The following is an 18,456-nucleotide window of genomic DNA, read 5'->3' as shown; positions in this document are numbered from 1 at the left end:
CTGCATAAGGGCCGTGGCATGCGCAATCGGGCGATCACAGCGGTGGTATGGATCCACAAGTGGAGCAGCCTTGTCTGCACGCTGGCGCTGTTCATGCTGTGCCTGACAGGCCTGCCGCTGATCTTCCACGATGAAATCGAAGGGCTGGGCGGCAGCTCTTCCTTGCAAGGCCCCGCCTCTGCCCGCAGCGGCCAGCCGCTGGACCGCATCGTGGCTTCGGCCTTGCAGGATTATACCAAAGCCGCAGGCCAGCCCGGCGTGCCGCTGTTCATTGGCTTTTCGGCAGACAATCCGCTGATCACCGTCACCATTGGCCCGCGCGCCGATGCGCAAGAGGCGCAAATGCGGCTCTTCTCCTATGACCGCGCCACTGGCGCAGCGGTGGGTGAGGTAGAGCAGGGTGGCGTCATGGACTTCCTGCTGCAATTGCACACCGATCTGCTGCTGGGCCTTCCGGGCATGCTGTTTCTGGGGGCGATGGCGGTGCTGTTTGTGGTGGCGCTGATTACTGGTGTGTTGCTCTATGTGCCGTTTATGCGCCGCTTGGCCTTTGGCACTTTGCGGCATGACCGATCGGCGCGGGTGCGAAATCTGGATCAACACAACCTGCTCGGCGTGCTGGCGCTGGGCTGGATGCTGGTGATCGGGCTGACCGGTGCAATAAATGCCTTTGCCGATCCGCTGACCGCCATGTGGCGCAATGGCGAATTGCAGAGCATGGTAGCGGGTCAGAACGGCCAAGCTGCGCTCGCGCCTGCTGACTACGGCTCGATCGACAAGGCAATGGCCAGCGCGCAGGCCGCACTGCCCGGGCAGATGCCGCAGTTCATCGGCTTTCCGGGCGGCGCGTTTTCATCGACGCGGCACTATGCGATCTTTTTTCAAGGCGATACGCCGCTAACCAGCCACTTGCTGACGCCTGCACTGGTTGATGCCAGCACCGGCACACTTGCCGACGTGCGCCCGATGCCCGTCACCATGCAGGCGCTCATGCTGTCAAAGCCGCTGCACTTTGGCGATTACGGCGGGCTGGCGCTGAAACTGGTGTGGGCCGCGCTGACGCTGGCCACGCTGTGGGTGCTGTGGACCGGCCTTGTCCTGTGGATCGGGAAATGGCGATGAGCCGCCCGCGCCCGCAACCCACCCGCACGATCCTCGCCTTGCCCCTGCTGTTGGCCGCGCTGGCGCTGGCCGGATTGGTGCTGGGCCTGACCGGCGATGGCTGGCGTGATGTCCTGTCCGTAGCGCTGCTGGCGCTGCCTTGTGCCCTGTTTGTGATCCACTGGCGCCGCCGCACGCGGCGCGTTCCTTAAGTGAAAGCCTTGTTAAAAATGAACCGTTATTCCTTGCTCGCAGCTGTCGTCCTTTTGCCCGCCCCCGCCTTTGCGCAGGAAGCATCGCCAGAGGACATGCCGAAGGACATGAACGACATCGTAGTCGTCGCCAAAGCGCTGAACGCCACGCAAGTGCTGGGCGAGGGTGATCTGGGCGCACTGGGCCGCAAGCGGGCCGAGGACGTGCCCTTCACCATCCGCGCCTATAACGAAGCGCTGATCCTTAACCAGCAGCCGCAGACGCTGGGGCAGGTGCTGGAAAACGATCCGACCGTGCGCACCAGCTATGGCTTTGGCAATGCCGCAGAACAGTTTGTGATCCGTGGCTTTGCGCTGTTTGGCGATGATGTCGGGCTGAACGGGCTTTATGGCATTGCCCCGCGCCAGTTGATCGCGCCTGAACTGTTCCAGTCGGTCGAAGTGCTGAACGGGGCTTCGGCGTTTCTGAACGGCGCGGCGCCGGGGGGATCATCCATTGGCGGCGCGGTGAACCTGCAGTTGAAGCGTGCGGGCGAAGATCCGCTCAACCGCGTGACTGTGGGCTATATCTCCGAGGGCAATTTCGGCGGCAGCTTTGATGTTTCGCGCCGCTTTGGCGATGATGGCGCAGTGGGCGTGCGCCTGAACGCGGCGTTCCGCAGTGGCGATGTGGCCATTGATGGCGAATTCCGCCGCACCGCCGTGATCGGCGCGGCGTTCGACTGGCGCGATGACAACACGCGCCTGTTCCTCGATCTGGGATACCAGCGCGTGGAAGTGGATGGCCTGCGCCCAAAGGTGACCATCGGCACCACCTCGATCCCCGCCGTTCCGGGCGCTTCGGCCAATTATGCGCAACCGTGGACCTATACAGACTTGCGCGATGTGTTTGGCGTGCTGCGGTTTGAACAGGATCTGGCTGACAACGCCATGTTCCACATCAGCGCAGGCGCACGCGATGGCAGCGAGCAGGGCATCTATGGCGGGATCACCTTGTTGAATGCCGCCACGGGCGCGGCCAATGGCAATGGCCTGTTCGTGCCGCGCACCGACAACAACGAAGCGGTGGAAGCAGGCTTCACCGTGAAGCTGGGCAAGGCGATCACGCAGGAAATCAACTTTGGCGGCAGCGCGGTGTGGCAGGTCAACCGCAACGCATATGATTTCTTATACGGCCCGGGCTTTGCTGGATTTGCCACGAACATTTATGATGCGCCCGCCGTTCCCGTTCCGGCCTCGGCGCTGGTGGGAGGCGATCTGGACAATCCCTTCCCGATCAGCCGCAGCCGCCTGCTTTCGGCCTTTGCGTCTGATACCGTGGGCCTGTTCGGGGACCGCGTGCTGATTACCGGCGGGCTGCGGTTGCAGGACATTCAGGTGCAAAGCTACAGCTATTTCGGCGGCGCACAGACCGGCAGCTATCGCGAATCTGCCGTCACGCCGATCGTGGGCCTGGTGGTAAAGCCCCTGCCCGGTCTGTCGCTCTTCGCCAACCGCGTGGAAGCGTTGCAGCAAGGGCCGAGCGCACCGGTTGATCCGCTGGTGGTGAATGCGGGCGAAGTGTTCGGCCCGATCCGGTCAAAGCAGTATGAAGTGGGCGGCAAGCTGCAGCTTGGCCGGTTTGAGGCTGGGCTTTCGCTGTTCCGCATCGATCTGCCGGTGGCTTATTCGGTCGATGCCGGGACGGGCGACGGGCGCGTCCGCTTTGGCCTTAACGGATTACAGCGTAACGAAGGCGTGGAATTCACGCTGAATGGTGAACCAGTCGATGGCTTGCGCTTTATCGGCGGCGCATCGGTGATCGATGCCAAGCTGCGTCGCACATCTGGCGGGGCCAATCAGGGCAACCGCGCGGTGGGCGTGCCCGAATGGACCGGCAATGCGGGCGTGGAGTGGGACATTCCCTCCACCGGCTTCACGCTGACCGGCCGCGTGATCCATACCGGCAAGCAGGCAGTAAACGTGGCCAATACGCTGGAAATCCCGGACTGGACGCGGTTCGATCTGGGCGCGCGCTATGTGCTGATCACCGGCGGAAAGCCGCTGACCCTGCGGGCGGGCGTGGATAACGTGGCCAATACGCGGTTCTGGGCATCGGCGTTTGATGTGTTCTCCGCCGCGCTACTGCAAGGCCAGCCGCGCACCTTCCGCGCGAGTGCGTCGATAGACTTCTGAGGCCGCGCCGCAGCGCATGATGATGCGCTGCGGCGGAAAAGAGGGAACCAGCAGGGCGGGCTGACGTTGAGAAACGTATCAGCCCACTATTTCTGGAACCCGTATTGGACCCGCAAGGCCCCCATGACCCCGTTGTTGTCGATTTTGCACGCGCACGTGCTCTGCCACCAGCCCGCTTGCCCGCACAGGCCAGCCTGTTCCTTGATTTTGATGGAACGCTGGTCGATCTGATCGATCGGCCCGATGCGGTGCAAGTGACAGACCGGGTGCGCGCGCTGATTGCGGCGCTCTGCAACCGGATGGATGGCAGGTTGGCCATCGTGACTGGGCGCGAAGCCGCTTTCGTGCGGGCGCAGCTTGGCCTCAAGGGCGTGGGGATCGCCGGAAGCCATGGGCAGGAAATCCATTTCCCCGATGGCACCAGCAGCATTCCGGCAACGCCTGCGACCCTTGCCGATGCCGCAGCCAGTATAGCCCGCCTTGCCGCAGCCCATCCCGGCATTCTGGTAGAGCGCAAGCCGCTGGGCATAGCCATGCACTATCGCATGGCCCCGCATCTGGAAGGATGGAGCCGGACGCTGGCCGAAGAGCTGGCCGATGCCCATGGCCTGCAGTTGCAGCCGGGCAAGATGATGATCGAACTGCGCGCGCCGGGCGGCGATAAAGGCAGCGCCGTGGCGCGGTTCCTTGAAACGGAGCCGTTTGCGGGCACGGTGCCGATCATGGTGGGTGATGATCTGACCGACGAGCCGGGCTTTGCCGCCGCCACCGCCCATGGCGGATGGGGAGTGCTGGTGGGAGCGAATCGGCCCAGCGCGGCGCACTACCGCCTAGAAGGCGTGCAGCATGTCCTGGCATGGCTGGAAGGGGTGCTGGAATCATGAGCAGCCCTGAAAATCCGAACAACCTTGAGCTGTGGCCCATCGGCAATTGTCATGTCTCTGCCCTGATCGATGAGGCCGGCCGTTTTGTCTGGGCCTGCGTCCCGCGTGTTGATGGCGATCCGTTGTTCAGCGCGCTGGTGGGCGGGGAAACGCCGGAAAACGGCTTTTGGGACATCGCGCTGGATGGTGTGGTGCGCACGCAGCAGCGCTATTTGCGCAACACGCCTGTCGTTGTAACCCGGCACGAGGATGATCACGGCAACGCCATCGAAGTGACCGACTTCTGCCCGTTTTATAGCCATTCGGGCCGCACCTTCCGCCCGGTGGCCTTTGCGCGGATTGTCCGTCCCGTCAGCGGATCACCCCGCATCACCGTGCGGCTGCGCGCTACGCGCGATTGGGGGCAGCCATCGCCCGGCGTGGTCGGCGGCACTAGCCACATTCGCTATCCCGGTCCCGCCATGACCATGCGGCTGACCACCACTGCCCCTGTCGGCATGGTGGCGCAGGAACGCACGTTCCGGCTGGAGCGGCCGCTGCACTTCTACCTTGGCCCGGACGAGAGCTTTACCGGCAATATCGCGCGCACAGTGGACGATATGCTGGAGCGCACCTGCACCGAATGGCGCGGCTGGGTGCGCGGGCTTGCCATTCCGCTCGAATGGCAGGACGCGGTGATCCGCGCGGCCATCACGCTGCGCCTGTGCCAGCATGCCGAAACCGGCGCGATTGTGGCGGCGCTGACCACATCGATCCCCGAACACGCCGGGTCGGAACGCAACTGGGACTACCGCTATTGCTGGATCCGGGATGCCTATTACACGGTGCAAGCGCTGAACCGGCTGGGCGCATTGGATGTGCTCGAAGGCTATCTCGGCTATCTGCGCAACATCGTGGACGATGCCAAGGGCGGGCATATCCAGCCGCTTTATGGCGTGCTGGGCGAAGCGCGGCTGGAAGAGGGTTTTGCGCCTGATCTGCCCGGCTATCGCGGCATGGGACCGGTGCGCGTGGGCAATCAGGCCTATGAGCAGATACAGCATGATGCCTATGGCCAGATCGTGCTGTCGAGCGCGCAGGCGTTTTTCGACCAGCGCCTGTTCCGTCTGGCCGGGCACGAGGATTTCGAGGCACTGGAAAAGGTCGGAGAGCGGGCCTGGCTGAGCCACGATCAGGCTGATGCAGGCCTGTGGGAGCTGCGCACGCGGCAATCGGTCCACACCTATTCATCGGCCATGTGCTGGGCCGCGTGTGACCGGCTGGGCAATATCGCCGCCACGCTGGGTCTGACTGAGCGCGCTTCGCTGTGGAACATGCGCGCCGCACGCGTGCGCGAAAAGATCGAGACATCGGCATGGCGCGATGAAACGCAGCGGCTTTCCGCCACTTTTGCGGGTGATGATCTGGACGCCAGCGTGCTGCAATTGCTCGATTTGCGCTTTCTGGCGCCGGACGATCCGCGGTTCCTTTCAACCCTTTCCGCCATAGAGGAAGGCCTCAGGCGCGGCTCGCACATGCTGCGCTATGCGACCGAAGACGATTTCGGGCTTCCGCAGACGGCCTTCAATGTCTGCACTTTCTGGCTCATCGAAGCGCTCCACCTGACCGGACGGACAGACGAGGCCCGCGCTCTATTCGAGGAAATGCTGATGCGACGCACACGGTCCGGCCTCCTGTCCGAAGATATCGATCCGGTCACCGGCGAGCTATGGGGCAATTTCCCGCAGACCTATTCGCTGGTGGGCATTATCAACTGCGCTGGGTTGCTCAGCAAACCATGGACTTCAATCCGATGAGCGGGGTCGCTACTCGCTCGGGGAGCCGGCTTATCGTCATCTCGAACCGCGTCAGTGCAGGTGGCGGGGCGCAAGGCGGGCTGGCCGTGGCGCTCTCTGCTGCCCTTCGCGCCAATGGCGGCATCTGGTTCGGCTGGTCGGGCGAAGTAACCAGCCAGTTTACCGGCCACATCAATTTCCAGCGCACCGATGGCGTGGCCACTGCCACGGTCGATCTGGAAGAGCAGGACGTTGAGGAATACTACAACGGCTATGCCAACCGCACGCTGTGGCCGCTGTTCCATTACCGCATAGACTTGGCCGAATACGAACGCAGCTTTGCCGGTGGCTATGAACGCGCCAATGCCCGCTTTGCCGAAACCGTGCTGCCGCTGATCGAGCCGGACGATGTGGTATGGGTGCAGGATTATCACATGATCCCGCTGGGCCGCGAGTTGCGCAACCGGGGCGTTCGCAACCGCATCGGCTTTTTCCTGCACATTCCCTGGCCCCCGCGCCGCCTGCTGGCCACCCTGCCCGAAGCCGCCGCGCTGGTGGAAACGCTGTTCGCCTATGACGTGATCGGTTTCCACACACAGGAGTGGCTCGATTCTTTCGTCGATTTCGTGAAGGCGGAGATGGGCGCGACGGTGGATGACAGCGGCATTGTCCACTGCAATGGCCGCACCGCGCGGCTGGTGGCCTGCCCCATCGGCATCGATGCCCGCGCGTTTGGCGAAATGGCGCTCAGCGATGCCGCGCGGGCGGCCTATGATCGGCTAAAGGCCAGCCTTGTGGGACGTTCGCTGATTGTCGGCGTGGACCGGCTCGATTACTCCAAGGGGCTGGAAGAGCGCTTTCTGGGCTACGAACGCTTTCTGGAAGAGCATCCCGAGGAGCGCAAGGAGGTGGTGCTGTTGCAGATCGCGCCGCCTTCACGCGGGGCGGTGGAGAGCTATCAGCGCATCCGCTCAACGCTGGAAGGGCTGGCTGGGCGGATCAACGGCGCGCATGCCGGGTTGGACTGGGTGCCGATCCGCTATGTCAATCAGGGCTATCCACGCGATGTGCTGGCAGGCGTCTATCGCGCCGCGCGCATTGGCCTTGTCACCCCGTTGCGCGATGGGATGAACCTTGTGGCCAAGGAATATGTGGCCGCGCAGGACCCGGAAGACCCGGGCGTGCTGATCCTGTCGCGCTTTGCAGGCGCGGCTGAACAGATGCAGGACGCGCTGCTGGTCAACCCCTATAGCGCCGAGGAGCTGTCCGACGCGCTGCAACGCGCGCTGGTCATGCCGCTGGCCGAACGCAAGGCCCGCTGGCAGGCAATGATTGGCAATGTGCGCGCACGCGATGTGATGTGGTGGCTGGAAACCTTCCGGGATGCGCTTGAGGCGATTGATAGAGCCAAAGCGGCAGAAGAAAGCCCTGCTGACCGCCAACAACCCCTGATCGATCACCCGGCAATGTAAGACGATCCGGCAGCAACTTACGCGTGCGATTGCGTGCGCAAACGCACAGCAACACGGCTTGCTTTACACGATAGGAGCTTTGCAGGTAGCCTGATCAGGCTTGGCAGGGGAGATCGGGGGCATGGCATCGCAATACGGCGGTCGATCTGGAGGAGCCGGGGCGGGAGGCACCTGGTCCACCATGGCTGGCAACTCGCTCAAACTGCTGGATCCGTCAAAGCCCACACCGCTTTTGCTACCGGCACCACAACCCGCCTCGGCCCCGCCGCCTTCTGCCTCCCCTCCTCCGGCCCCTCCTCCGGCCCCTCCTCTGGCACCGCCGCCTGCTCCAGCTGTTTGTGCCATTCCCAAACCTGCGCCGTTAACGCCGGTGCAATCCTGCCCCTATCGCCTTCAAGCGCCAGGCGGCGTCGCCGGTCTCCTCGCCCCGCCCAAACCACAATCGCTTGAACCGTGCGATCTCAATGCGATGACGATCAGCCTGCCGCCGCCGGATGAAAGCTTGTGGACGCGGTTCACATCCCAGAACTGGCTGGGAAAGCTGATCAAGGAAAAGACCGCCAGCGGATTTCAGACCGTCACACTTGCCCCGTTTGACGGGATGCCTGTGCCGCCTGCCAAGATTTCCGGCCGGATCAGACTGCGCAATATCGAACTGCAGCTTGTCGCCCCGGTTGAAGGCAGCCGCAAAGGCGATCCGAAGAAGATCAAGGTAACGCTTGAGGCTGGCCCGGGATTCTGCGGTGCCAAGTCGCACCCCGATCTGTCCGTCACACCCCTGCCCCCCGGCCTGTCCGGCCCTATGCCCATGCGCGGGCGCACCTCGTGCGAGTTCAGCGTGCTGGCAAAGCCGATTAGAGACCCGGTGATCGGTTCAAGCCTGACACCACTGGCCTTTATGGCAGCGCTGATTCGGCAGACAGACCTTTCACGCACCTACACGATCAGTTCGGACACCTGCGGAAATCGCAATTCCACGCAGGCCGTCAGCGGATTGTCCTGCACGGTCAAGATTCTGCCCGAAAAAGTCCTGATCCTGAAGCTGAGCTTTCCCGAATCGATGAGCGGATCAGTCTCAGCTTCCAGAACCACAACGACAAACAGGAACGGCGGCACCACCACCCGGACCATGGAATCGAAAGTGGAAGGCGAGTTTTCCAACCAATTTGCCAGCCGCGATTCCCGTGGCGTCGCGCTGGATGGCGGGAAGGTCAGCCTTTCGGACAAGCAGGTCACGGTGACCGATAAGAGCGGCATGGTCACCAACGTTTCCCAACAGGAAGCGAAGATCGGCCGCACTATCGATCGCAAGGGCGCAGGGACGTTCGATACGAGCCACACCTACGGCTCTGTCGAAATGCTGGACCCGGCTTCGGGGGCGTCGAACGGGTCTGATTACAGGACGGTCAAAAGCGACAATGGCCTTGGCTATGTGGCCGGCATTGGCATCTCGGTCGAACACGATGGTGTGGAACTGGGATCATCGTTCAAGGACTTTGTGGAAATGATCTCGATGGCCAAATCGGTCATCGATGGTGCTGACAAGCTGGGCAACTGGTTGAATCGCAGCGTCCAGATCGGTTGGAAGGTCAGCGGTTCGGTCAAAGCCTTGTCGGGCGAGATCAAGGTGGTTTGGGGCATAAAGCAGTTGCCCGATGCAGCGCTGGTCGGGCGATATTTCGGCGCTGAACTGGAAATCACCATCATCGATGTCGCACTTGAAGTCAGCTTCGGCCTGTGCGTTGCGTTCCCCGGCCTTTCCGACGAAGAGGATCTGCTATCGGCCCGCATCATCGGCACCCTGTCTGGCAGCGTAAAACTGAAAGGTGCCTACGAGGAACTGACCAATTCCCCGGTCGTGGGCCGCACTGCAACGGTGACCGGTGCGGTCACACTGAAGCTGGAAGGCAAAATCGTTGCCGCCAAGATCATTCACATTTCGGCCGATGTCAGCGGGGGCGTCCAGACACAGGGCAAATGGGATGGCAGCATCGGCCAGCCGCCCGAATCGACCATATCAGTTGGCCTGACCCCGGTCGAAGCCAGCGCCTCGGTCAAAGTATTCTTCTGGACACGCAAATATGGCCCGGAAACGCTGATCGGCGAGACTGAGCCATTTTACGAAGTGAAACTCTAGGACACCTGCCATGTACGCAATCAAGGCCGACAGCCGGAATGTGCGGGCCACAGCCGCGCTCAATGATGTGCCGCTTGCTGCGTTGACCGGCACGAACATTGGCAACGTGATCGAATTTGCCGGGCGCTGGCTTGAAGATGGCGAAAACCGGCTGCGCATCACTGTGCTTGGCCCCAGCTTGCTGCGCGGGGGCAATCCCGGTTTTTTGGGGTCGGATGGCCAGCCGCTGGGCTCTGCACTGGATGAGGCCGAGGCATGGGTGCAATTGCATCGCCTGCCGCCAGATTTCGCAGGGGGCGAGGTCAACGGCGAAATCGTGGCCGAAACGCGCTGGCGGATTGCCGATGTGCCGGGCGAACCTGCCTTTCCCACAGGCTCCGAAAGCCGCTTTCTGGGCTCGGCCCTGCCCGGCATGCTCTGGCGCAATTCGCGCCTGCCTGCCGATGCTGCGCTGGCCCGCCCGCAACTGATCGCCTGGCTACGCGGACTAGCCTCTGCGCTGGAACAGGGAGACAGCAACGCGCTGGTCAATGCCGCAGAGCCGGGTATCCGTGACACTTGCGCCGCCATCGGCCAGAACGCCGATGCCCAGCTCGAAGGCTTTCGCGCCATGCTGCGCAGCCAGGCGCAAGGTCTGCAGCTCCTGCCTTTCCGCGACGAGGATGTGCGGATAGAACCCATTGCCTTTGGCCGCCTGCTGAACTGCAGCAGAACCGATGGCACCCCGCTGCTGCGCGCAGGCCCGCGCAGCGCGACCGACTTTGAAATCGAAATCCGGGCCGGCATGGTCAATGGCGGCTGGGTGATGTTCTGATGCTGGAAATTTCGGCAGGGGTGGCAGCGGCCTTTGCGGCCCAGCGGATTCCGGCGGTGGCACAGCAGATGGCGGATCTGATTGCCACCGCCAACCCCGATCTTGCCGCATCGATGCCCCGTGACGAACTGCTGAACAGAGCCTTGGCAGGCACGCAAGTGGCGGCGCGGTTCAACCTCGAATCTTCGCGCGATATCATGCTGGTGTGCCTTGCCCATGCAGTGTTCGGGCCAGACATGCTCTCGCGCCCTGGCTTCGAATGGGTTGGGCCGCTGCTGTCCGAACCGGTGGACGGGCCCGATACACGGGCTTTCCGCTTTCACACCCGGCTTTCCGAACTCGGCTGAACGCGCGCCAGACCAGCTATTCTAGAGCTATTGCTTTCCGGGCATCGTCCCGCAAAGAAGACGGGTCGCCCGTACCATTTGCAAAGGTTGAAAGCTTTGGCCAGCCCTGCCCCGCACAACATGCTTTCCTTGTTTCAGTCCACCTGCGATGCCACGCCCGATGCGCCGTTTCTGATTGATGAAAGCGGCGCGGTGCTGACTTATGCCGCCGCCCATGCCCGCGCCGCGCAACTGGCTCATGCGTTCCGGGCGGCGGGTGTGCAGGCGGGGGATCGCGTGGCGGTTCAGGTGGAAAAATCGCAAACCGCGCTGCTCACGTGGCTGGCCGCGTTGCAGGCAGGCGTCGTCTACTTGCCACTGAACATCGGCTATACCACGGGCGAATTGCGCTACTTCCTTGGCGATGCGTCGCCAGCGCTGGTGTTGTGCCGCCCGCAAGATGAAGCGGCGCTGTCTGCGCTCTGCGCGGACCTGGGGTTGCCCGCACTGCTCACGCTCGACGCCAACGGCACTGGCGGCTCGCTGATCGATGCCGCTGCCAATCAGCCGACGACCTTCGCCCACACGCCTGCCGATCCCGCAGGCCTTGCCGCCATCCTCTATACTTCGGGCACCACCGGGCGCAGCAAGGGCGCGATGCTGAGCCACGCCAACCTTGCTTCCAACGCGCTCACCTTGCGCGAATACTGGCGCTTCACCGCGCAGGACCGCCTGCTCCACGCGCTGCCGATCTTCCACACCCACGGGCTGTTCGTAGCCACCAACACCGTGGTCGCCAGCGGCGCGGCGATGATTTTCCTGCCCCGGTTCGATGCCGATGCGCTGGTGCGGCTGATGCCGCAGGCCTCGGTGCTGATGGGTGTGCCCACGTTCTACAGCCGCCTGTTGGCCCACCCCGGCTTCACCCGCGATCTGGCAGCGGGGATGCGCCTGTTCGTGTCCGGTTCCGCCCCGCTCTCTGCCGAAACCCACCGCGAATTCAGCGCGCTGACCGGCCAGGCCATCCTTGAACGCTATGGCATGACCGAAACCAACATGAACACGTCCAACCCCTATGACGGCTCACGCAAACCCGGCAGTGTCGGCTTCCCCCTGCCCGGCGTGGACTTGCGTATTGCCGATCCTGAAACTGCGGCTGTCCTGCCACAGGGCGAAATCGGCGTGATCGAGGTCAAAGGCCCCAACGTGTTCGGCGGTTATTGGCAAATGCCCGAAAAGACGCGCGAGGAATTCCGCGCCGACGGCTTTTTCATCACCGGCGATCTGGGCTTCATCGACCCGGAAGGCTATGTCCACATCGTTGGCCGCGCCAAGGATCTGATCATCGCAGGCGGCTTCAACATCTACCCCGCCGAAGTTGAAGCCGCATTGGACGAAATCCCCGGCATTGCCGAAAGCGCGGTGATCGGCGTGCCCCATGCCGATCTGGGTGAGGCCGTGGTCGCCGTGGTCAAGGCCACCGATGCGGCCTTGGACCAATCCGCCGTGCTGGCCGCTTTGACCAACCGCCTCGCCCGCTTCAAACAACCGCGCGCGGTGGTGTTCGTCGATGAACTGCCGCGCAACGCCATGGGCAAGGTGCAAAAAGCCCAGCTGCGCACAACTTATGGCGGTCTCTTCGCACAGTGATTTTCCTGTCGGTCGCCATCCTGATTGCCATTTTCATCGCTGCGGTGTGGCTGCCGGTGAACATGGGGCTGGTCGGCTTTGCCGCCGCGCTCGGCCTTGGCGTGTTCGTGGCCGGGCTTTCGGTCAAGGATGTGCTGGAGGGCTTTCCGGCCGATCTGTTTCTCACCTTGCTGGGCATCACCTATCTCTTCGGCATTGCCAGCCGCAACGGTGCGATTGATTGGCTGGTCGCGCGGGCCGCCGGTCTGCTGGGCACGCATACCGCCTTTTTGCCCGCGCTGATCTTCATCGTGGCAGGCACGCTGACAGCGCTGGGCGCAGTTGGCCCCGCTGCGGTTGCCATAGTGGCGCCTATTGCGCTGCGTCTTGCCCGCACCCACGGCTTTTCGGCGCTGATGATGGGCTTGCTTGTCGTCCATGGCGCACAGGCCGGATCGTTTTCGCCGATTTCGATCTATGGAGGAATCGCCAACAAGGTGCTGGCTGCCAGCGGCATCGTGCCAAACCCGGTTTACCTGTTTCTGGCCAGTGCCCTGTTCAATGCCGCCATCGCGCTGGTGATCTGGGCGGTCCATGCCCGGAGTGAGGCCATGGCAGGCATCACGCACCACGCCCCCGCGCCACTTCCGGCCGCGTTGGGCCGCGAAGGTGCGTGGACTTTGGCAGGCCTTGCCGCGCTGGCCGCAGGCGCACTGCTGTTCCGGGTGGAAATCGGCTTCATGGCGCTGCTGGTCATCCTTGCGCTGGCCGTTGTCGCACCTGCCACGCAGGAAGGCGCATTGAAACACGTGGATTGGTCCACGATCCTGCTGATCTGCGGCATCGTCATCTATGTCAGCCTGATGGAAAGGCTGGGCACGCTGGCAGCCGTCAGCGACATGATCGGCACGGTCGGCTCCCCGGCGCTGGCCGTGCTGCTGCTGTGCTATCTGGCCGGGGTGGTTTCGGCCTTTGCCTCGTCCACCGCGCTGCTGGGCGTGATGATCCCGCTGGCCGTGCCGATCCTTGCCGGATCGCAACTGTCGGTCATGGCAGTGATTTCGGCATTATGCGTGGCCAATACCATTGTCGATGTATCGCCCTTTTCCACCAACGGCGCGCTGATCGTCGGCAATTCGCCCGAGGCCGAGCGCCCCATCATGCTGCACAAGCTGCTGGGTTATACCGCCATCATGGTGGGCCTCGGGCCTCTGGTAGCTTGGGGCGTGTTCGTTGTCGCTTTTGGCCGATAGCGACTAACCCACCGCCGCCAGCGCCAGCGTCAGCAGTCCGAGCCCGGTCGCCATCCACATCCGCAGGCGCAGCCAATCGGGCGGCAGCGTTACCGCGCGGGCCAGCTTGGCATCTACCGCCGGGCTAGCCAAAAGGATCAGGCCCAGCACCGCCAGCGATGGCCCCGGCCAATGCCAACCTGCGATCCATGGCAGCAGCGTGGCCCACGCAACAAGGCTTGGCAGCACGGCGATGACATACAACCCGCCACTGCGCACCCCGCCCAGAAGCCCCGCCATCCACCACAGCCCGCCCAGAAAAGACAGGATCAGCGCGGCATAAAAGCATCCTGCGGCCAGCGCGCTCCACCCCAGCGGGCCGCCGCCAATCACCAGCCACACGCAGATGGCCTGTGGCAACCACCCGGCCAGCCCCAGCAGCACTACCGGAAAGGGCAGATTGAAACGGAACATGCGCGCAATTTTCCTTCAAGCAGATGCTTCTGCGATGCGCCTTCCCGAAAGTGCGGGCAACACGGCCCTCTTGCCACATCGTGAGTGCGCAGAGCGAGGCGTAGGGTTGCACTATGCCAAACTTCCCCCTCACCCGCGCCGATGCACTGGCCCGGCTCGCCGCCTTCGCCCCGCGCGCCGGGACGGCCTATGGCACGCGGCGCAATCTGGTCAGCGCCAGCGGCCAGCACGATAATGTCTCGCGCCTGTCCGCTGCCCTGCGCCGCCGCCTGATTTCGGAAGACGAAGTGGTGCAAACCGTGCTGGCACACCACCGCGCCGAAGCGGCAGAAAAGTTCATCGCCGAGGTGTTCTGGCGCACGTATTGGAAAGGCTGGCTGGAACAGCGCCCCGCCGTGTGGACGCAATACCTTGCCGATGTGGAGAGCCTGTCGGCTCAGCCCGGCCTGATCGCCGCTGCGGAAAAGGCCATGGCCGGGCGCACCGGCATTCCCGCCTTCGATCACTGGGCGCAGGAACTGGCCGATACCGGATACCTGCACAACTGGGCGCGGATGCAGGTCGCCTCGATCTGGACCTTCACGCTTGGCCTGCCCTGGCAACTGGGTGCGAAGTGGACGTTCGACCGACTGATCGATGCCGATCCTGCGTCGAACACATTGAGCTGGCGCTGGGTGGCGGGCCTGCACACGCCGGGCAAGACCTACCTTGCCAGCGCCGACCGGATTGCGGCGATGACCGGCGGCAAGCTGACCGCGCACGGCCTTGCCATCACTGCCGATGTGGCCGATGGAACAGCCCACCCCGCGCCCACACCCCCGCGTGAGGCCCTGCGCCCGGACCGCACCGCACCGTCGATCGTGCTGATCACGCCCGAAGATTGCAGCCTTGAAACCGTGCTTGATCTGGCAGAGGTGCGCGCCGTCGCTTTCGCCTTGCCCGCCAACGCGGCAGACAGCACCGCGCTGACCGATGCCGCCGCACGCGCCGAAGCACACTGGGAGGCCAAGGCTGTGGCCATAGAGGATGCCGCTGGCCTCGCCGCGCTGGCCCAGCAGCACGGTTGCGCACAGATCGCCACCGGCTTTGCCCCGGTCGGCCCCGTCGCAACCACGCTGGCCGAATGGCGCAAGACGCTGGATGCGCAAGGCGTGACCCTTACCGAAAACCTGCGCACTTGGGATCGGCAGGCATGGCCCCATTGCCGCAAGGGCTTTTTCCAGCTGCGCACCCGCGTGCCGGACCTGCTGCCGCAATACGCCTGATACCAACCTGCAACCTTGCCATCGGGGGGCGCTTGCGCGATGCTCGCCCCATGGGAAGGCCCATGGGAAGAATTGCAGGCACGACCTTGCGCGCGCTGATCGGTGCTGTGGTGCTGGCTGCGTCCAGCCCCCCCGCCCGTGCCGAACCCACACCACAGCAGCGCGCAAAGCTGGACGAAATGTTCGCCGCTGCCGATGCGCTGGATGAAGCGGCCAATCCTGCCGCCTATCGCAAGGCGTTTGAAGATGTGCTGGCCTTTGGCCGCACGCTCTATCCCGAAGGCCATCCGCAGCTTGCATGGCTGGAGGCCGAACAGGCCACCGCCGATTACCTGCAAGGCGATGTCCGGGGCGGCGCCGCACGGCTTGAACGCATCGCCGCCGTGCTCGATGCCGCCGGGCCAGAATGGCGCGAGCGGCGCATGCTGGTCGCCAATGCCCAAGTCGTCATGCACCTGACGCTGAGCGAATTCGACAAAGCGACCGCGCTGGGCCAGCAGGTGCTCGATTGGCGCATCGCCACGTCTGCCGGTCAGCCCAGTTCCAATCTGGCGGCAGCATGGTCGAACCTCGCCAATGCCCAGATCCGCAATGGCGAGACGGACAAGGCTATTGCCAGCGTGCGCGAAGCTATTGCCATCAACCGCCGCCTTTCCCCCATCCCCGCCAATGCCGCGCCCCATTTTGCCAATCTGGTGACCTTCCTCTATTCCTCCGGGCGGCTTGAAGAAGCCGCAGAAGAAGGCCGCAAGACGCAAGGGCTGTTGGAAAGCTTCCTGCCCGCAGGCCACCCGTTCCTTGCGGTCAACCTGAACACGATGGCGCGCGTGCTGATGGACCTTGGCCGCTTGGACGAGGCCGAGGCCGCCGCGCGCAAGGCCATGGACCTTGCCTATGCCCGCTTTGGCGAAAGCCAGCAGACGCTGAGCTATCTGGCCACGCTGGCCAATGTGCTGGCCGCCAACGGCAAGACCGCCGAGGCCCAGAACCTGGCCCGCGCGGCGTTTGACAAGATGGCGCAGGACCTTGGCCCGGAGGCTGACCGGGCACTGCTGGCGCGCGAAACGCTGGCCCTGACGCTGGCCGCAGAGGGGGATACGGCGCGCGCTCTGGCTGAATACGCCGCTGTGTCTGAAGTGCGAGGCCGTCGCTATCCTGCCCACCACCGCGAACGGATTGAAGGCGAAGACCGTCTTGCCGTCGCCGCTTTCGATGCAGGCGATCCGGCGCGAGCGCGGGCAGTGCAGCAAGGCGCGCAGGATTTGCGCCAGGCGGGCGGGCAACTGGCAGACAACGCCGCGCTGGTCGGCGAAGCCCGCCTTGCCGCTTTCGAAGCGCTTGCCGGTGATGCTCCGGCAGGCCTTACCCGCGCCCGCACAGCCGCCGAAGGGCTGGACGCGCGCCTGCGCGAACTGGAAGCCACTGGCGCGCGCCGCTCCGGCCTTGACCGATCCTTGCGCACCGGCTTTGGCTGGGCGCTCGAAGCCGCTGCGGTGGCGGGCGATGTTGCCGCCGCCTTCACGCTGGCCCAGCCCGTGGTCGAAGGCTCTGCAGGTATCGCCGCCCGCGCTGCCGCCCGCCGCATGGCCGCGCTCGATCCCGCCAAGGCCGCGCTGCTGCGCGAACGGCAGGATGCCGCCGTGGCCGTCCAGACCCTGCTCGACAAGCAACTGCGCCTTGCGGCCCTTGGCACGCCCGCCGATCGGTTGGCTAGGGTAGAGGCCGAACGCACAGCCGCAACTGCCCGGCTCGACGCCGTCACTCGCCAATTGGCCGAACTGGCCCCCGATCTTGTACGTAGTGAGGCGAGCGAGCGCCTGACCTTGCCCGCCGCGCAAGCGCTGCTGGACAAAGACGAAGCCCTGCTGATCGTCGCCCCCGGCCCGCAAGGTCTGGTCGTCCTCGCCGCCAATGGGCGCGATGCTGCCGTCGTGCGCAGCGCTCCCACCCGCCGCGCCACCGCGCTGGTCAAGCAATTGCGCACGGGGCTGGAAAACCCGGGCACTTTCGATCACGGTGCCAGCGCAGACTTGCGCGCGATGGTCTTTCCCGAAGCCATCACGCGCGTAATCGGCAAGCGCAAGCGGCTGCTGATTTCCAGTGGCGGCGCGTTCTCGTCGCTGCCCTTTGCCGTGCTGGCCAATGGCACGCCGCAGCGTCCGCGCTGGCTGATCGAAGATCACGCGCTGATCACCCTACCCGCGCTCGCCACGCTTTGGGCAAAACGCACGAACGCGCAGGCAAAACCGCGCGGCTTTCTGGCATTGGGCGCACCGCAGCTTGGCCCAAACAAGAACGCCGAAATCCAGCTCGCCAGCGCCACCCCCTTCCGCTCCGCCGCCAACGCCCAGCATCTTGCCGATCTCCCCGCCTTGCCCGCCAGCGCCAACGAACTTGCTGCCCTTGGCCAGGCGCTCGGCGCGCGCAGCAGCACAGTGTTGACCGGGGAACAGGCCACCGAAGCCGCGCTGCGCACCGCCGATCTGGCAGGCGTCGATGTGCTGGCGCTGTCCACCCATGGCCTTGTGGCGGGTGAGATTGATGGCCTGCACGAACCGGCGCTGGTGCTGACGCCTGCGGGAGAGAGTGATGGCCTGCTGACGGCTGACGAGATTATGGATTTGCACCTGACCGGCGCGTGGGTGGTGCTTTCGGCGTGCAATACTGCTGCGGGATCGGGTGTGGATGGCAGCGGCCTTGGCGGATTGGCGCGCGCTTTCCTCCATGCAGGCGCGGCCAATCTGCTGGTATCGCACTGGGCCGTGCGCGATGATGTGGCCGCGCGGCTATCGGTCGAAACGCTCTCGCAATTCGCGCGCGGCACCGATCCCGCCGCGGCCCTTCAGCGCGCAATGATCGGCATGGCAAAAGGCCGCGATGCCGCCCTGCGCGATCCCGCGCTATGGGCACCTTTCGTGGTGGTCGGGCGGTAGATCAGCCCTTATATCGGCGCGCACCAC

The 18,456-nt window shown here is 64.2% G+C and carries 14 protein-coding genes; 13 read left to right on the top strand and 1 reads right to left on the bottom strand.

Annotation, left to right across the window (positions count from 1 at the left end; all coding sequences use genetic code 11):
- Positions 1-18 precede the first annotated feature (18 nt).
- The 11 genes from AC2A1F_RS06745 to AC2A1F_RS06695 all read left to right on the top strand — a co-directional run bounded on the left by AC2A1F_RS06745 (position 19) and on the right by AC2A1F_RS06695 (position 13,778).
- A complete protein-coding gene (locus AC2A1F_RS06745; RefSeq protein WP_484207964.1) occupies positions 19-1,122 on the top strand; it encodes a PepSY-associated TM helix domain-containing protein in 1,104 nt (367 codons plus the stop codon).
- Positions 1,119-1,313 (top strand): hypothetical protein, encoded by a 195-nt coding sequence (locus AC2A1F_RS06740; RefSeq protein ID WP_484207963.1) that lies wholly within the window; start codon positions 1,119-1,121, stop codon positions 1,311-1,313. The genes AC2A1F_RS06745 and AC2A1F_RS06740 overlap by 4 nt, the downstream gene beginning before the upstream one ends.
- 18 nt (positions 1,314-1,331) lie before the next feature.
- Positions 1,332-3,488, top strand: a complete 2,157-nt coding sequence (locus AC2A1F_RS06735) for a TonB-dependent receptor (protein ID WP_484207962.1) — start codon at positions 1,332-1,334, stop codon at positions 3,486-3,488.
- Positions 3,489-3,664: 176 nt separating this feature from the next.
- Positions 3,665-4,372: a trehalose-phosphatase gene (gene otsB, locus AC2A1F_RS06730; RefSeq protein WP_484207961.1), complete on the top strand. Its 708-nt coding sequence runs from the start codon at positions 3,665-3,667 to the stop codon at positions 4,370-4,372.
- Positions 4,369-6,168: a glycoside hydrolase family 15 protein gene (locus AC2A1F_RS06725; protein WP_484207960.1), complete on the top strand. Its 1,800-nt coding sequence runs from the start codon at positions 4,369-4,371 to the stop codon at positions 6,166-6,168. Before otsB ends, AC2A1F_RS06725 begins: the two co-directional genes overlap by 4 nt.
- Positions 6,165-7,619 (top strand): alpha,alpha-trehalose-phosphate synthase (UDP-forming), encoded by a 1,455-nt coding sequence (locus AC2A1F_RS06720; protein WP_484207959.1) that lies wholly within the window; start codon positions 6,165-6,167, stop codon positions 7,617-7,619. The genes AC2A1F_RS06725 and AC2A1F_RS06720 overlap by 4 nt, the downstream gene beginning before the upstream one ends.
- Before the next feature lie 469 nt (positions 7,620-8,088).
- Entirely contained in the window at positions 8,089-9,756 is a 1,668-nt protein-coding gene (locus AC2A1F_RS06715) for a hypothetical protein (RefSeq protein WP_484207958.1), read from the top strand.
- Between the two features lie 10 nt (positions 9,757-9,766).
- A complete protein-coding gene (locus AC2A1F_RS06710) occupies positions 9,767-10,570 on the top strand; it encodes a hypothetical protein (protein WP_484207957.1) in 804 nt (267 codons plus the stop codon).
- Positions 10,570-10,917 carry a hypothetical protein gene (locus AC2A1F_RS06705; RefSeq protein ID WP_484207956.1) on the top strand — a complete coding sequence of 116 codons (348 nt, stop codon included), beginning with the start codon at positions 10,570-10,572 and terminating at the stop codon, positions 10,915-10,917. The genes AC2A1F_RS06710 and AC2A1F_RS06705 overlap by 1 nt, the downstream gene beginning before the upstream one ends.
- Positions 10,918-11,037: 120 nt before the next feature.
- Positions 11,038-12,546 (top strand): malonate--CoA ligase, encoded by a 1,509-nt coding sequence (locus tag AC2A1F_RS06700; protein WP_484207955.1) that lies wholly within the window; start codon positions 11,038-11,040, stop codon positions 12,544-12,546.
- Entirely contained in the window at positions 12,543-13,778 is a 1,236-nt protein-coding gene (locus AC2A1F_RS06695; protein WP_484207954.1) for an SLC13 family permease, read from the top strand. Before AC2A1F_RS06700 ends, AC2A1F_RS06695 begins: the two co-directional genes overlap by 4 nt.
- Before the next feature lie 3 nt (positions 13,779-13,781).
- Here AC2A1F_RS06695 and AC2A1F_RS06690 read toward each other — a convergent pair whose 3' ends face one another.
- Positions 13,782-14,231 carry a DUF3429 domain-containing protein gene (locus tag AC2A1F_RS06690; protein ID WP_484207953.1) on the bottom strand — a complete coding sequence of 150 codons (450 nt, stop codon included), beginning with the start codon at positions 14,229-14,231 and terminating at the stop codon, positions 13,782-13,784.
- Between the two features lie 113 nt (positions 14,232-14,344).
- On the opposite strand from AC2A1F_RS06690, the gene AC2A1F_RS06685 reads away from it, so the two are divergent.
- A complete protein-coding gene (locus tag AC2A1F_RS06685) occupies positions 14,345-15,496 on the top strand; it encodes an FAD-binding domain-containing protein (RefSeq protein WP_484207952.1) in 1,152 nt (383 codons plus the stop codon).
- A 62-nt stretch (positions 15,497-15,558) separates the two neighbouring features.
- Complete coding sequence (locus AC2A1F_RS06680) at positions 15,559-18,429, top strand: CHAT domain-containing tetratricopeptide repeat protein (protein WP_484207951.1); 2,871 nt, start codon at positions 15,559-15,561, stop codon at positions 18,427-18,429.
- Positions 18,430-18,456 lie beyond the last annotated feature (27 nt).

Source organism: Novosphingobium sp. HNCC26BN242, assembly GCF_057180525.1.
The sequence above is the reverse complement of the archived record's forward strand: the minus strand, read 5'-3'. Positions and strand labels throughout refer to the sequence as shown.

Excerpts from the sequence above, each read along its gene's own strand:
- AC2A1F_RS06715 (WP_484207958.1), top strand. The coding sequence starts at position 8,089 with ATGACGATCAGCCTGCCGCCGCCGGATGAAAGCTTGTGGACGCGGTTC.
- AC2A1F_RS06680 (WP_484207951.1), top strand. The coding sequence starts at position 15,559 with ATGGGAAGAATTGCAGGCACGACCTTGCGCGCGCTGATCGGTGCTGTG.
- AC2A1F_RS06700 (WP_484207955.1), top strand. The coding sequence starts at position 11,038 with ATGCTTTCCTTGTTTCAGTCCACCTGCGATGCCACGCCCGATGCGCCG.
- AC2A1F_RS06685 (WP_484207952.1), top strand. The coding sequence starts at position 14,345 with ATGCCAAACTTCCCCCTCACCCGCGCCGATGCACTGGCCCGGCTCGCC.
- AC2A1F_RS06725 (WP_484207960.1), top strand. The coding sequence starts at position 4,369 with ATGAGCAGCCCTGAAAATCCGAACAACCTTGAGCTGTGGCCCATCGGC.
- AC2A1F_RS06690 (WP_484207953.1), bottom strand. The coding sequence starts at position 14,231 with ATGTTCCGTTTCAATCTGCCCTTTCCGGTAGTGCTGCTGGGGCTGGCC.
- AC2A1F_RS06740 (WP_484207963.1), top strand. The coding sequence starts at position 1,119 with ATGAGCCGCCCGCGCCCGCAACCCACCCGCACGATCCTCGCCTTGCCC.
- AC2A1F_RS06710 (WP_484207957.1), top strand. The coding sequence starts at position 9,767 with ATGTACGCAATCAAGGCCGACAGCCGGAATGTGCGGGCCACAGCCGCG.
- AC2A1F_RS06745 (WP_484207964.1), top strand. The coding sequence starts at position 19 with ATGCGCAATCGGGCGATCACAGCGGTGGTATGGATCCACAAGTGGAGC.
- AC2A1F_RS06705 (WP_484207956.1), top strand. The coding sequence starts at position 10,570 with ATGCTGGAAATTTCGGCAGGGGTGGCAGCGGCCTTTGCGGCCCAGCGG.
- AC2A1F_RS06735 (WP_484207962.1), top strand. The coding sequence starts at position 1,332 with ATGAACCGTTATTCCTTGCTCGCAGCTGTCGTCCTTTTGCCCGCCCCC.
- AC2A1F_RS06720 (WP_484207959.1), top strand. The coding sequence starts at position 6,165 with ATGAGCGGGGTCGCTACTCGCTCGGGGAGCCGGCTTATCGTCATCTCG.